Source organism: Candidatus Pelagibacter sp. HIMB1495 (genome assembly GCF_052047955.1).
In the GTDB taxonomy this organism is placed as follows: domain Bacteria; phylum Pseudomonadota; class Alphaproteobacteria; order Pelagibacterales; family Pelagibacteraceae; genus Pelagibacter.
In genome coordinates this window covers 1,194,865-1,208,922 of the sequence record NZ_JBNAIQ010000001.1, presented here as the reverse complement: position 1 = coordinate 1,208,922, position 14,058 = coordinate 1,194,865, and the positions used below count along the sequence as shown (strand labels likewise).

Genomic DNA, 14,058 nt, shown 5'->3' with positions numbered 1-14,058 from the left:
TCATTAGTACTTCGTTAAAAATGGGTAATAAAATTAATATTTGGTTTTTGAGCTCTTTGCTCATTTCTATGATAGTTGCGATACCAATTGTAACTGTATTTACTAGTTTTTTTGAACCAACAAGTGAGTATTTATCAATAGTTAAAAACACATTTTTGTTTGAATATATTTCTAATTCAATAATTCTTGTAATTGGAGTTTTAATTACAACTTTTATAATCGGTGTAGGATCTGCTTATTTAGTTTCGTTTTATAAATTTCCTGGAGTTAATTTTTTTAAATGGGTGTTGATTTTATCTTTTGCAGTTCCAGCTTATATCTATGCATATTCATTAACCGCTTTTTTTGAAAATTATGGAACAGCTTTTTCAATTATGAAAAACTTATTAGGTGATAGAAATTATAATGCTGTTTTACCTAAATTTGATGGAATGCTAGGAGCTATAATTTCAATTTCATTTTCATTATTCGGTTATGTTTATGTTTTAACAAGAACTTCATTTCATTATCAGTCTCAAAATTTGCTAGAACTAGGTAAAAACCTTAGTTTTTCGACAAAAAAAACATTTTTTAACATTATTTTACCATCGGCAAGACCAGCAATTATTGCTGGATTATCTTTGGTTGCTATGGAAACTTTATCAGATTTTGGTGCAGTATCTTTTTTTGGAATATCGACTTTAACCACTGGAATTTATGATGCTTGGATATCTTTTGATGATTTGGCTTTAGCAAATAGAATATCTTTTTTTCTACTAATTTTTATATTTGGATTATTTTATTTAGAGAACTTATCCAGAAAAAAAGCACAGTACCATTCTCCTGCTAAAGGAAATATTAAAACTAAAACTTTGAAACAATTAAGTGGTTATAAATCTTTAATGGCAATTATTTTTTGTTCATTTGTATTTTTTGCAAGCTTTATATTTCCAGTTTTGCAAATGCTTTACTGGACAATTAAATTTCCAAAACATTTTATAGATCTAAATATTATTGAATTATTATCAAACACGTTGATTTTAGTTTTCTTATCAGGTTTTATTTTAATATTTTTATCTTTTGTATCAAATTATGGAAATAGAATTAGTAAAAATAAGTTTTTAAATATTTTAACAACTTTTTCAATTACTGGTTATGCAGTACCAGGAATAATATTAGCTGTAGCTTTCATAACTTTTATTTCTTGGTTTGATGAAAATGTTTTTTATTTTTTTGATATAAAACAAATTTTTATTGGATCTATAATTGGTTTAGTAATTGTTTATTTTGTAAGATTTTATTCTTTAGCTAACAACGGTATTAAATCTGGATATTTAAAAATTAATTATTCAATTGATGAAAGTGCATATCTATTAGGTTATTCAAAATTAAAAACTTTTTTAAATATTCATATCCCTTATCTTAAAAACTCAGTCTTATTGATTGCTATATTATTATCAATCGAAATAATCAAAGAATTACCAATTACATTAATTATGCGTCCTTTTAATTTTGAAACATTTGCCACCCAAGCCTATATATTTGCTTCACAAGATTTACTAGAAGCTGCCGCCGCACCTTCATTATTACTAATTATGATTGCAAGTATTTTTATTTTAATTACATCTAAGTATATGTTTAAAGATAAATAAAATGAGAAATAATTTTTTAGAAATCGAGAATGTTACTTTTGCTGCAAGCTCTAAAAATAAAGTAACCAATGTTTCATTTAATATTGAAAATGAAGGAGACATAGTTTGTTTGTTAGGCCCCTCTGGAATTGGAAAAACTACAATATTAAGAACAATAGCTGGCCTTGAAAAAATTCAGTCTGGTAAAATTATTTTAAAAAATAAAATAATTTCATCTAAAGAAAGCCATGTTGAACCTGAGGATAGAAATATATCTTTGGCTTTTCAAGACAACTCTCTATTTCCTCATTACAATGTTTTGGAAAATATTAATTTTGGAGCTGAGAGAAATAAAAAAAAGAAGAAAGGTCTAAATTTTAAAGAAATAGTTAAATTTCTTCATTTAGAAAAAATCTTAGAAAAATATCCACATGAAATTAGCTCTGGAGAAGCTCAAAGAGCCTCCTTAGCTAGATCTTTGTTATCAAATCCTGATTTGTTACTACTAGATGAACCTTTGTCGAATATAGATCAAAGTTTCAAAGAAGAAATACAGGTAAAGTTAAAGCAAATCTTAAAAGACTTAAAAATTACAACAATAATTGTTACTCACGACTCTTACGAAGCATTCTATCTAGGTAACAAATGTGGAATTATTTTAGACGGAGAACTTAAACAATTTGATGATCCTTATAATGTTTATCACTTCCCAAATTCTGTTGATGTAGTTAATTTTTTAAACAGAGGAATATTAATTCCAGCAAAAGTTACTGATGAAAATACTTTAGAAAATGATGATTTAGGTACAATCAAAGGTAATTTTACAAAACATTATCCAAAAGGATCTAATGTACAGTTATTGTTACAGCCAGAAGATCTAGAACATGATGATAAAAGCAATTTAAAATTAGAAGTGGTTGATAGAAAGTTTAGGGGGACAAATTTTATATATACTCTAAAAACTAGTAGTGATTTATTAATTCCTGTTTTTGTTCATTCGCATCACGTCCACCAACATGAAATTGATGAAAAATTTGGGATTAAACGTCCGATAAATATTGATCACATAGTTTGTTTTTAATAGAACCCAAATAAATGCTTACAAAAAAACAATTATTTACTAGGGGTATGCTGGATATTTCTCCACATATGTTGTCTGTGATCCCATTTGGAATAATTTGTGGAGCTATCGGTGTTGAATTAGGATTTGACCCATTATTAGTTTATGCGATGTCTATTATTATCTTTGGTGGTGCATCACAAATTGTTTTTTTACAATTATTATCAGGTGGTGCATCTGGATTGGTAGCAGCAACATCAGTAGGCGTTATAAATTCAAGACATCTTTTATATGGGGCAGTTTTATCAGAGTACTTAGAAAAATTATCATTAATAAAAAAATTACTAATCTCTTATATTATTGTAGATCAAGGTTTTGCAGAATCTAATAAATTTTTTAAAAAAAACAAATCAGAGCAATACTTACATTATCATTTGATTGGTACAGGTTGCACGATGTGGGTTTGTTGGCAAATTGCTACATTGTCAGGAATCATTTTAGGTTCATTTGTTCCAGAGGAACTTGGATTAAAATTTGCAATACCACTTACTTTTATAGCTATTGTAATACAAGATTTAAAAAAACTTGATCACTTAATTGTAATGATTGTATGTGGATTGAGTTCGTTATTATTTTATGATGCTCCATTTAGATCTTATATAATTATTTCACCTATACTCGCTTTGTTTGTTGCGGCTTTAATATTGAGGTTAAAAAAATAAAATGACCTGGTTATCAATTATTGTTGCAGGAATATTAACTTACTTTACGAGAATGACGATGGTAGCTCTAGTAAGTCGAGACATGTTGGGAGATAAAATAAAAGCTGTGTTAGCTTATGTTCCATCAGCCGTGTTTCCTGCAATAATATTTCCAGGAATTTTTATAAATGACTACGGTCAGTTCATTGAAATGGATGACCCTAAAATATTTGCTGCAATTGTTGCTGTGATTGTTGGTTATTTTTCAAGAAATATAATCGCAACTATTTTGTCTGGTTTAATTTCTTATTGGTTTTTGATATTTATCTAAAATGATCTTTAGACAAATATTCGATAGTGTTTCTAGCACTTATACTTATTTAATTGCATCTGGAAGGGGACGTGAAGCTTTAATAATAGACCCAGTCTTAGAAAAAGTTGATCAGTATATTAATTTGTTAAATCAATTAGATTTAAAATTAGTAAAGGTGATAGATACCCATATTCACGCAGATCATATCTCTGGAATTGCTGAACTAAGAGATAAAACTAATTGTGTAACTGTTATGGGTAATAAAACTCCTGCCGATGTAGTTGCAATGAGAGTATCAGATGAAGAGATAATCAAAATAGATGGAATTGATCTACAAGCTTTATACACTCCTGGCCATACTTCTGAGAGCTTTAGTTTTTTGATGGGTGATAGAGTGTTTACAGGAGATACATTATTAATTAGAGGTACTGGTAGAACAGATTTTCAAAACGGAGATCCTAAAGACTCTTATAATTCAATATTTAACAAATTATTAAAACTACCTGATCAAACTCTAGTTTATCCTGCGCATGATTACAAAGGAGAAATGGTAAGTACTATTATAGAAGAAAGACAATTCAATCCAAGATTACAGGTAAAATCAGTAGAAGAGTACGTGGATATTATGAATAATTTAAATTTACCAGATCCCAAAATGATGGATGTTGCAGTTCCAAGTAATCTTAAGTTGGGCATTGATTTAAACCGTCAAAAAGTAAACAATGGAATTGAGCCAGAGGAGTTTAACAAGATTAAAAAAGAGGAGAACACAGTTCTGATAGATTTAAGAGAGCAAAATGAAATAGATAAAGAAGGTAAACTAGATAACAGTAATATAGTCCCATTTCCTTCCATGCATGACTACATTGAGAAAAATAAAGATAGTTTAAAAAATAAAAAAATTCTTTTTTACTGCGCTCATGGACACAGGTCTACTTTAGCAGTTCAGATTTCTAAATCATATAATTTTGGTAACTGCTTTCATTTAATTGGAGGTTTAGAAAAATGGAAAAAAAAAGGATTAGAAATTAACTAATGACAGCATCAACTTTTCATTGGTCTTGTAAACATACTTGGAGAAGAAGCGCAAAGAATACAGCATGGTGCTTATTAGGTTGTGCCATCGGAGATTTTGGAACAATTTTATTTTTTCAACTTACACAAATTCCGTTTCCAGTATTAGGAATAATGATTCTAGCAATAATAAACGGTTTAATCACAAGTATAATATTAGAAACAATAATTCTAATGAGACAAGGTTTTGAATTTAATAATGCTTTGAAGACAGCTTCTGGAATGAGTTTGATTTCAATGATTAGCATGGAAGTGATGATGAATTTGACTGACTTTGTTTTAACAGGTGGTGCCATTTTAACTTGGTGGGTTATTCCAATTATGCTGATAGTAGGTTTTTTAACTCCATGGCCCTACAATTACTGGAGATTAAAAAAATACGGGATTAACTGTCATTAAATCTTAAATAAATCTTGTTTAAATAATAAAATAAAGACAAAGCTCTCAAAATCATAAATATCGTTAGTGATATCCATACCCCATGATTTGAAATGTAATTTGTAAGAACTAAAGAAATTAATAAATATAAAGAAACAGAAAAAAACATAGCATTTCTAATTTCTTTTGTTTGAGAGGCTCCAATAAAAATACCGTCAAATTGATAACAAAAAGATGCAAAAAAAGGCAAGATAATCATCCAAATTGAATAATCTAAACTTAAAGATCTTATTAGATCAATATCAGACATCATATTAATCACATTCTTATGAATAAAATAATAAACAACAGAAATACCTAAGCCTGTAACTGAACTTAAAATAAAAGAATTTTTAACAATTGAACTGAATAAATTTTTATCTTTTTTACCCAATGAATAACCAATAATTCCTTCAGTTGAAAATGCGTAAGCGTCTAAAATGAATGCTGATAGAAAGACGAGATTAATTAATATTGCGTTAGCAGCTATATACTCTTCTCCAATTTTTGATCCAAGGTATGTGAACCACAAAAAAGAAAAAGTAAGCAATATAGTTCGAATAAAAATATTAAAATTAATATTAAAAATATTTTTTAATTTACTTAGATCAACAATTTCTCTTATTATAAAATTAATCTTTGTAAGCTTGTTTAAATAAAAAAAAGTATAAATTAAAAAAATAGTAGAGGTAATTATCCCAGAAAAAAGAGTTCCATAAGCAACACCTTTAATATTTAAATTGTATTGAGTTACGAGAATTATGCTCAATATAATATTTAATATTGAGAAAAACCCTACTGCAATACTTGAAATTTTAGTTTTTTGTAATCCAACAAAAAGACCTGTTATAATATAAAGAGTAAGTTCACCTGGAGCTGAATAAATTCTAATTTTAAAATATTCCTCATAAAAAGAAGTAGTTTGTGAATTTAGATCAAATATTTGTAAACTTATCTTAAGAATTAAATTTTGAGCAAAAAATAAGACAATAGAAAGTATAATTACAAATAACAAATTTCTTAAAACAATATTAATAATTTCTTTATAATTTTCAGCTCCATTAGCTTGAGAGACCATACCGACAGTTCCCATTCTTAGAAATCCAAAACTCCAAAAAATCATTGAAAATAAATTTGCTGCAACAGAAGTCGCAGATAAATAAGAAACATTACCCAAGTTACCCATTAAAGACGTATCGATAATTGCCACTAATGGAATAGCCAAGTTGGCAAAAAATATTGGAATAGATAATTTTAAAATATATCCAATCGATGATTTTTCCATGTCTGATGATTAATTATTATAATATTTTTTTTAATAAATTTTCTTTAAAGAATAATTTATGAATTATTACGGCACTTACATGTAAAGCAACTAAACAAATAATTAGATAGTTTGATATTATATGAATATTATAAAATTGATCAGCAAGTTCAAAATTTTCTTTTATTTTTATTTCTTTTAAAAAAATCACCAAAGGTTCACCATTAAATAGTTTTTTCAATATTCCCGAAATAGTTATTGATAAGACTGCAATGTATAACAACAAATGATTGAGTTTAGCAATAAACCTTTGCCCCATAAAAGTAGCAGGTCCTAACTTTGGAACAGGATTAATCAAATTATTAAGTAATCTAAAAATTATAACGTAAAATATTCCAAGACCAATCAATACATGAATGTTTTCAATAGTTATTCTGTTTTCACCAAAATCTAAACCAACTAAATAAAAGCCAAGAGGAATTTGAATTAAAAGCAAGATTGCACTTAACCAGTGCATTAACTTTGAAATCAGTCCATATTCTGTTAAGGTGTTCTTAACATGCATAACTTATTAAAACATACCAAGAAGATCTTTGGTACAATAATATTATCTTTAATTATGGTGTTTTCTGGCTCATTAGCTAATGCTGAGTTGTCAGTAGAAGATATTATTAAAAGTAGAAAAGCACTATTTAGTAAGAATTATAGTACCGCTAAGAGGGTACAATCTTTTTCTTCAAATGGAGATTTTGATGAAGCAATAGAACTAATGAAAGAAATGAGTGAAAATTACATTACTTTATTAGATCTATTTCCAGAAAATTCTAAAGAAGGATTTAAAACAGAAGCACTACCTGTAATTTGGGAAGAAAAAGATGCTTTCAACGCATTAATGCAAAAATCTGCTGATAATATGATCAAACTCACTTCTATTATAGAAGATGCAGATGATATTAGAGGAACTCTAGGAAAATTAATGTGGGCAAATTGTAAGGCCTGTCATTCCAAATATAGAAAACAGCATTAATAAATTCATATACCCATTTTGGTTAATTAAAATTAATTTTGTTTAATTAATTTAAAATCTAAGTAGTTTCAGTTTTTTATGGATAAAATTCAGTCTCACGCAAAGCTCGTAATTGTTGGTGGTGGAATAATGGGAGTTAGTTTGCTCTACCATCTTACAAAAGAAGGATGGAGTGATGTCGTATTGATTGAAAAAAGTGAACTTACTTCAGGATCAACTTGGCATGCTGCAGGTCAATGTCCTCATATGTTAACGAGTTTAAATCTTGCCAAAATACATCTTCATTCAACTAACCTTTATAAGTCACTAGAAAAAGAAACTGAACAACCAACAGGATTTCATGAAACAGGAAGTTTAAGGTTAGCATATACCAAAGAGGATCTTGAGTGGTTTGATTATACTAAAGGAATTTTAGATATAGCTGGTTCTCCATGTTCAATTATATCAACAGAAGAAATTCATCAATATCATCCCTTTATAAAGTTAGATGGAATTAAAGGTGCTTTTTTAACTCCAGAAGATGGCTATACAGATCCAACCAGCACAACAAATGCAATGGCTAAAGGAGCAAGAAATGGTGGAGCCAAAATTTATAGAAAAAATAGAGTAACTGATATTGAACAATTGCCTTCAGGAGAGTGGAAAGTAATTACTGAAAAGGGTGATATTGTTTGTGAGCATGTTGTTAATGCTGCAGGAAGCTTTTGTCCAGAAGTAGCACAGATGGTTGGTTTAAAAAATGTTCCAAGTATAAACATGATCCATCAATACTTAGTTACAGAAGCACATCCTGAAATAGAAAAATTAAGTAAAGAATTACCAGTTGTAAGAGACCCAGATTCTTCTTCTTATCTAAGACAAGAGGGTAAAGGACTTTTAATTGGTCCTTATGAAAAAGATGTAGCAGCTTGGGCTTTAGATGGAATGGATTGGAAATTTGATATGGAGTTGTTAGATCCAGATCTTGATAGAATTGCAGAACACTTAGAAAAAGGAATGGATCGTATTCCACAGTTTAAAGATGTGGGTATTAAAAGAATTATATGTGGTCCTATTACACATACACCTGATGATAATTTTTTAGCTGGTCCTGCACCAGGACTTAAAAACTTTTGGATGTTTTGTGCAGCAAGTATTGGAATTGCTCATGGAGGGGGAGCTGGAAAATATATGGCTCAGTGGATTGTGCATGGTGACTCAGAAATAAATATGATGGAATTCGAACCAAGAAGATACATGAGTTGGGTTGATAAAAATTATTCAGTTGAAAAATCAAAAGAGCAATATCGAAGAATGTATGTAACTCCAATGCCTAATGATTTTGTAGAGGTTGGAAGACCAATGAAAACAACACCAATTTACCAAAAGTTGAAAGAAAAAGGTGCTGAATATTTTGATTTATATGGATGGGAAAAACCAGCTTGGTTTAATAAAGATAATACTAAAGAAGAATTAAGTTATAAAAGAAATAATTTATTTCCTATAATTCAAAAAGAATGTCTACATGTTCATAACAACGTAGGCTTGATAGATCTATCAACTTTTTCAAAATACGAAATTACTGGAGAAGATAGTTATAACTTTTTAGAAAGACTTTGTGTTAATAGACTTCCAAAAAAAGATGGAAGAATTGTTTTAACTCATCTTTTAAATGATATTGGAAGAATTCAAACTGAACTAACTTTAACCAAATTAAAAGATAACCATTATTACGCATTATCAGGTGCAGTATCAGAAATTAGAGATTTGGATTGGCTAAATCAGAATAAAAAAGAAAACGAAAAAGTTGAAATTAAAAATATAACTTTAGACAAAGGTGTAATTGGTATCATAGGACCAAAATCAAGAATGGTTTTGCAAAAATTAACAGAGACAGATTTAGGAAATGAAAATTTCCCTTGGTTAAAAAGTAAGGAAGTAAGTTTAGGCGACATTAATGTAACAGCTTTAAGAGTAAACTATATAGGTGAGCTAGGTTGGGAATTGCATCATGACTTTAAAGACATGGAAAAACTATATGAGTTATTAAGCGAAGCTGGTAAGGAATTTGATATTATAGATTTTGGAGCTCATGCAATGGATTCTATGAGGATTGAGAAGGGATACAGAGGTTGGGGGTCAGAATTAACTCCAGAAATTAGCGTAGTTGAAGCAGGCTTGGAAAGATTTTTTAATATTGAAAAAAAATCTGAATTTAAAGGGTCTAAAATTGTATCGAATTTAATAAAAAATGGCCCAAAGATTAAATTAGTTTATATGGAAGTTGATGCTGTAGATGCAGATGCTCATGGAAATGAACCAATCTACTCTAATGGTAATATAGTAGGTCTCACTACATCAGGGGCTTATGGGTATAGAGTAAACAAAAGTTTAGCCTTTGGATATGTCAAAACTGAATTTGCTAAAGTTGGAAATGAGTTTTTGATTAAAATCCAAGGAAAAGATGTTAAATCAAAAGTTATTGATGAACCTGCTTTTGATTCAAATAACGATAGGCTAAAGTCTTAAAATATACCATGCTTCCAGTATCAGTAACAGATCATATAGAGGAATACGTTTCTCAAGAGATATATGTTCAAGTTGCAATAATTAAGGGTAAAGAAAAAATTTCTACAGATTCAGCAATCAAAAAATATTTTGTTAGTAATCATTTTAAAGAATTAAGTTTAGGAAAACCTTATGATCATTTTATTGATGGTTTAAGAGACAAATGTTTGGGCAAATTAAAAAATTCTCCTATGAGAAATACAGAAACTGATGATGAAACAATTATAATGTTACAAAAAAAATTAAAGGAATTAAGTGAAGTGGAATTAGAGGATACTTACTGGGAAATAGAAACTGGAGAATTTTTTTCAGGTGAGCAAATTAAAGAGTTAGAAAAAGATCGAGATAAACTAATTACAAAATTAAACTCAAGAGATGAAAATGAAGTTGTAAAAACAATTTTTAAATTTTGTGAAATTTATGAAAAGTTGTGTGAAAAAAAATATCCAGAAGCACCACTTCCGCTAGAAATATTAAAGTCTAAAAATTAATTTTTTTAAGGGTTCGCTCTTTAGTTGATACCTAAAGAGCTCCCTTTTTATCGCCTCTTTGGCATTAAATCCAAACGGATTTTATTATTTTAAGTTTTTTTATATCTAAAGATCTTCAGCTAAGTATCAGGTGGTAGCAATTTTAACATAAACCTCCTTCATATAAAAAGGTAATTATATCAAAATTATTTTCAATAAATTTATTTGCATTTAATGCAAATATATAAGTTGAATACAACCTACTGCTTTAGTAGATTCCCGATATCTTATTTAACTTCCTTCAATTATTTTTTATTAATTAATTCACTAATAAAGTTTTCTCCATAACCATCATCAACAGCTTTTTGAAAATAATTTTTATTTAGTTCAGCAACTTTTTCAGCTTCAGGAAAATCTTTTAAAAGATCCTGAATGTAAGTTAAATCTTTAACAGAGTTACTTGCGGTAAATTTAAATCCTGTGTAATCACCTTTGAGTAAGTTATCAAAAACTCTGTTCAGAGCCGCAGAGTTTCCAGATCCTAGCTTTGCAACATCAAATACCTTTTTTAGATCTAATCCTAATCCAGTAGCACATTTTGCTAAATGATTTACTAATGCTCCATTTCCTAAAGACAAAAAGTTATTTAAAAGTTTTGATTTTGCACCCATACCTACTGGACCAAAATGAAAATAATCCTTACAAAATATATTAAAATAAGGCTCTGCTATTTTAAAATTTTCATCTGACGCTCCGACAATACCGCCTAAAACACCTTCTTCTGCTTGAACAGGTCCCCCCATTACTGGGCATTCAACGTAGTTAATATTATTTGATTTAAAAATTGTCTCAGTTTCAATAGAGCCAGTTTTATTGTGAGTAGTAATATCAATTACAATTGTTTTATCACTCAAGATATTTGATAATTTTTCTGAAATAGATTTTGCAATAGGTGTGTTGGTAACACACATAAATAAAGCATCTAAATTTTTAGAAGCAAAATCTTCAAATGACTTAACTTCTTCAGCTCCCTCACTTACTATCTTTTCTATAGGTTTACGATTTTTGTTAGCAATTACAAAAAGATTATTTTTGTGCTTAATGATGTTTTTAGCAATTCCATAGCCCATATAACCTACACCAATAAAACCAATATTTTTCATCTGACCTCCTAATTTAACTTTTTTTACCTTCAGTTCTTATAAACAATAAACCAAATATTATTACACCCACAACACCCACAATCTTATTTACATCAAAAGGTACACCAAAAATGAAAAAATTAAAAATTGTAGACCAAACTAATTGAGAATATTGAAAATTTGTTACAAAAGATAAATTTGATAATTGAATTGCATATATAATTAAAGAGTGGCTCACAAAGCCTGCAATACCAAGCAGTGCTAAATATAACCAAAAAATATTATTACTTAATGGTTCCCAGTTAAAAAAAATATAAACACTAAATATTATTGCTCCCAAAATAGAAGTATAAAATATTGCTGCAAATGGATCGTTATCACTAGATACAACTTTTGTAAAAAATTGGTAAAGTGCCCAACAAATAGGTGGAACGATTGGAAAAATTAAATCTACACTAAATATTTTCATGCTAGGACTTAATGAATAAACAATTGAACTAAAGCTAAGGAGCATCAAAAGAATTCCTTTAAAAGTCAAAATATCTTTTAGAAAATAAGCAGAAAGCAAAGCAACGATTAATGGCGCTGTAAAGAAAACTACATAAATATCTACCAGGTCAAACTTTTGAAGAGAAAAAAACATAAACGATGTAGCTGTCACCATTAATGTTGATCTAATTATTTGAACTTTAAAATTTTTTTTTAAGTTTACTTTCGGCTTAAATATTAAAAAAAATACAATTAAAGATACTAAATGAAAAAAAAATCTCCCCCAAATTGCTTGTGTAACAGGCATTACTGTTCCCAGGTATTTTGCTGTAGAGTCCATACAAACAAACATAAAGAAACCACCTGCAGCTAATAAAATTACATTTAATAAAGATGTTTGATTTTGCACTTTAGGAAAATTTTTACATTACAACGCCTACTTGCCAAGGATTAAACTCCTCGTCACCGTAGCCATTGATTTCACTCTTAGATTTATTTCCTGATGCAGTATTTACTACTAATTCAAATATTTTTTGACCAACTTCTTCAACTTTTTCTTTTCCTTCAGCTATTGTTCCACAATTAATATCCATATCTTCCGACATTCTTTCAAACATTGCTGAATTAGTTGAGAGTTTTAAACTTGGAACTGGTTTACATCCAAAACAAGATCCTCTTCCAGTTGTAAAACAAATTACATTTGCTCCTGATGCAACTTGCCCTGTAACAGATACTGGATCATATCCAGGTGAATCCATAAAATTGAAACCTCTATTTTTTAAAGGTTCAGCATAATTCAATACATCTTGTAAAATTGAGTTTCCGCCTTTAGCAACTGCACCTAAAGATTTTTCTAAAATAGTTGTAAGCCCACCTTTTTTATTTCCTGGTGCAGGGTTATTATCCATAGAACTATTGTTTATTGATGTATAATGTCTCCACCATTCTATTCTTTTAATTAATTTATCTGCAGTTTGTTGTGAATTAGCTCTGTTAATTAATAAATGTTCTGCTCCATAAATTTCTGGAGTTTCTGATAAAATTGAACTTCCTCCTTTTCTAACTAATAGATCAGCAGCAACTCCCAATGCAGGATTAGCTGTAATTCCTGAATAGCCATCAGATCCTCCACACTGTAAGGCTAAAGTTAAATGACTAACAGGCTGAGATGTTCTTTGAACATTATTTGCTTCAGATAAAAGATTTTTTATTTGAGATAATACTTTGTCAACAATTTTTTTAGTTCCACCTTCATCTTGGATAGTTAAGAAATGAATTCTGTTATGTTTCTTTAAAGATTCGTCAAACAAACTTACCTGAGCACATTCACAACCTAAACCTATAACAAAAACATGAGAAAAATTTGGATGATTTTTAAAACCATCAATCGTTCTTTGAAAAATTTGCATTCCCTCACTTTCAGTATTCATTCCACATCCTGTTGAGTGAGTAATAGGCACAATTCCATCTATATTTGGATAATCTTTTAAAATTTCTGAATATTTTATTTTTTCAACAATCATTTTTGTAACTGTTGCAGAGCAATTAACGGTACTAACTATTCCAATATAATTTCTTGTAGCTACTTGGCCGTTATCTCTTAATATTCCATTGAAAAAAGTATCTGCTTTTTCGTCAACATTGTGTGATTTATCAGTTACTTTGAAATCTCTTTTAAATTCTCTAAATTCTAAATTATGAGAGTGAACATGCTCTCCTGGTTTAATATCATTTAAAGCAAATCCAATAATTTGATCATATTTGATAATAGGATCACCTTTTTTAATCTCTTTTAAACATACTTTGTGACCAAAAGGGATTGGATCTAACGTACTTATATCATGTCCTTCAATTTTAGTTTTTTCTGGTATGATAAATTGACTTACGCCAACGTTGTCATTGCTATTTAAAACTATTAGATTATTCATAAATTTATTATATAAC

General features: G+C 28.9%; 14 protein-coding genes. 9 read left to right on the top strand and 5 right to left on the bottom strand.

Going from position 1 to position 14,058, the window contains the following annotated elements; translation table 11 throughout:
* Window positions 1–20 precede the first annotated feature (20 nt).
* From ACTTAW_RS06560 to ACTTAW_RS06535, 6 genes are read left to right on the top strand one after another with little or no spacing between them, the layout of a single operon-like run.
* Window positions 21–1,631 carry an ABC transporter permease gene (locus ACTTAW_RS06560; protein ID WP_440651613.1) on the top strand — a complete coding sequence of 537 codons (1,611 nt, stop codon included), beginning with the start codon at window positions 21–23 and terminating at the stop codon, window positions 1,629–1,631.
* A gap of 1 nt (window position 1,632) precedes the next feature.
* Window positions 1,633–2,691 carry an ABC transporter ATP-binding protein gene (locus ACTTAW_RS06555; RefSeq protein WP_440651611.1) on the top strand — a complete coding sequence of 353 codons (1,059 nt, stop codon included), beginning with the start codon at window positions 1,633–1,635 and terminating at the stop codon, window positions 2,689–2,691.
* 14 nt (window positions 2,692–2,705) lie between these two features.
* Window positions 2,706–3,392 carry an AzlC family ABC transporter permease gene (locus tag ACTTAW_RS06550; RefSeq protein WP_262590458.1) on the top strand — a complete coding sequence of 229 codons (687 nt, stop codon included), beginning with the start codon at window positions 2,706–2,708 and terminating at the stop codon, window positions 3,390–3,392.
* 1 nt (window position 3,393) lies between these two features.
* Window positions 3,394–3,702, top strand: coding sequence for an AzlD domain-containing protein (locus ACTTAW_RS06545; RefSeq protein WP_075506129.1), 309 nt, complete (start codon window positions 3,394–3,396; stop codon window positions 3,700–3,702).
* 1 nt (window position 3,703) lies between these two features.
* Window positions 3,704–4,720, top strand: a complete 1,017-nt coding sequence (locus tag ACTTAW_RS06540) for an MBL fold metallo-hydrolase (protein ID WP_440647622.1) — start codon at window positions 3,704–3,706, stop codon at window positions 4,718–4,720.
* Window positions 4,720–5,157: a DUF4396 domain-containing protein gene (locus ACTTAW_RS06535; protein WP_440633562.1), complete on the top strand. Its 438-nt coding sequence runs from the start codon at window positions 4,720–4,722 to the stop codon at window positions 5,155–5,157. The genes ACTTAW_RS06540 and ACTTAW_RS06535 overlap by 1 nt, the downstream gene beginning before the upstream one ends.
* Here ACTTAW_RS06535 and ACTTAW_RS06530 read toward each other — a convergent pair.
* Window positions 5,144–6,460 carry an MATE family efflux transporter gene (locus ACTTAW_RS06530; protein WP_440651609.1) on the bottom strand — a complete coding sequence of 439 codons (1,317 nt, stop codon included), beginning with the start codon at window positions 6,458–6,460 and terminating at the stop codon, window positions 5,144–5,146. The two genes, ACTTAW_RS06535 and ACTTAW_RS06530, sit on opposite strands and share 14 nt — an antisense overlap.
* Window positions 6,461–6,476: 16 nt before the next feature.
* Complete coding sequence (locus tag ACTTAW_RS06525) at window positions 6,477–7,004, bottom strand: cytochrome b (protein ID WP_440651607.1); 528 nt, start codon at window positions 7,002–7,004, stop codon at window positions 6,477–6,479.
* Here ACTTAW_RS06525 and ACTTAW_RS06520 point away from each other — a divergent pair.
* The 3 genes from ACTTAW_RS06520 (at window position 6,999) to ACTTAW_RS06510 (ending at window position 10,504) form a co-directional block, all read left to right on the top strand.
* Window positions 6,999–7,466, top strand: coding sequence for a c-type cytochrome (locus ACTTAW_RS06520; protein ID WP_440648128.1), 468 nt, complete (start codon window positions 6,999–7,001; stop codon window positions 7,464–7,466). The two genes, ACTTAW_RS06525 and ACTTAW_RS06520, sit on opposite strands and share 6 nt — an antisense overlap.
* Before the next feature lie 78 nt (window positions 7,467–7,544).
* Window positions 7,545–9,974 (top strand): FAD-dependent oxidoreductase, encoded by a 2,430-nt coding sequence (locus tag ACTTAW_RS06515; RefSeq protein ID WP_440651605.1) that lies wholly within the window; start codon window positions 7,545–7,547, stop codon window positions 9,972–9,974.
* Between the two features lie 8 nt (window positions 9,975–9,982).
* On the top strand, window positions 9,983–10,504 hold the full coding sequence (locus ACTTAW_RS06510; protein ID WP_440634417.1) for a hypothetical protein: 522 nt from the start codon (window positions 9,983–9,985) through the stop codon (window positions 10,502–10,504).
* Between the two features lie 284 nt (window positions 10,505–10,788).
* Here ACTTAW_RS06510 and ACTTAW_RS06505 read toward each other — a convergent pair whose 3' ends face one another.
* The 3 genes from ACTTAW_RS06505 to ACTTAW_RS06495 are packed head-to-tail and all read right to left on the bottom strand — an operon-like array spanning window position 10,789 to window position 14,042.
* The gene (locus ACTTAW_RS06505) at window positions 10,789–11,646 is read right to left on the bottom strand and encodes an NAD(P)-dependent oxidoreductase (protein ID WP_440651603.1); all 858 of its coding nucleotides are present in this window, start codon (window positions 11,644–11,646) and stop codon (window positions 10,789–10,791) included.
* A gap of 13 nt (window positions 11,647–11,659) precedes the next feature.
* Entirely contained in the window at window positions 11,660–12,523 is an 864-nt protein-coding gene (locus ACTTAW_RS06500) for a DMT family transporter (RefSeq protein ID WP_440648122.1), read from the bottom strand.
* 13 nt (window positions 12,524–12,536) lie between these two features.
* Complete coding sequence (locus ACTTAW_RS06495; protein ID WP_440651601.1) at window positions 12,537–14,042, bottom strand: UxaA family hydrolase; 1,506 nt, start codon at window positions 14,040–14,042, stop codon at window positions 12,537–12,539.
* Window positions 14,043–14,058 lie beyond the last annotated feature (16 nt).

Coding starts and splice junctions, on each gene's coding strand:
- ACTTAW_RS06535 (WP_440633562.1), top strand. CDS start 4,720: ATGACAGCATCAACTTTTCATTGGTCTTGTAAACATACTTGGAGAAGA.
- ACTTAW_RS06510 (WP_440634417.1), top strand. CDS start 9,983: ATGCTTCCAGTATCAGTAACAGATCATATAGAGGAATACGTTTCTCAA.
- ACTTAW_RS06540 (WP_440647622.1), top strand. CDS start 3,704: ATGATCTTTAGACAAATATTCGATAGTGTTTCTAGCACTTATACTTAT.
- ACTTAW_RS06525 (WP_440651607.1), bottom strand. CDS start 7,004: ATGCATGTTAAGAACACCTTAACAGAATATGGACTGATTTCAAAGTTA.
- ACTTAW_RS06545 (WP_075506129.1), top strand. CDS start 3,394: ATGACCTGGTTATCAATTATTGTTGCAGGAATATTAACTTACTTTACG.
- ACTTAW_RS06530 (WP_440651609.1), bottom strand. CDS start 6,460: ATGGAAAAATCATCGATTGGATATATTTTAAAATTATCTATTCCAATA.
- ACTTAW_RS06550 (WP_262590458.1), top strand. CDS start 2,706: ATGCTTACAAAAAAACAATTATTTACTAGGGGTATGCTGGATATTTCT.
- ACTTAW_RS06555 (WP_440651611.1), top strand. CDS start 1,633: ATGAGAAATAATTTTTTAGAAATCGAGAATGTTACTTTTGCTGCAAGC.
- ACTTAW_RS06560 (WP_440651613.1), top strand. CDS start 21: ATGGGTAATAAAATTAATATTTGGTTTTTGAGCTCTTTGCTCATTTCT.
- ACTTAW_RS06520 (WP_440648128.1), top strand. CDS start 6,999: ATGCATAACTTATTAAAACATACCAAGAAGATCTTTGGTACAATAATA.
- ACTTAW_RS06515 (WP_440651605.1), top strand. CDS start 7,545: ATGGATAAAATTCAGTCTCACGCAAAGCTCGTAATTGTTGGTGGTGGA.
- ACTTAW_RS06495 (WP_440651601.1), bottom strand. CDS start 14,042: ATGAATAATCTAATAGTTTTAAATAGCAATGACAACGTTGGCGTAAGT.
- ACTTAW_RS06505 (WP_440651603.1), bottom strand. CDS start 11,646: ATGAAAAATATTGGTTTTATTGGTGTAGGTTATATGGGCTATGGAATT.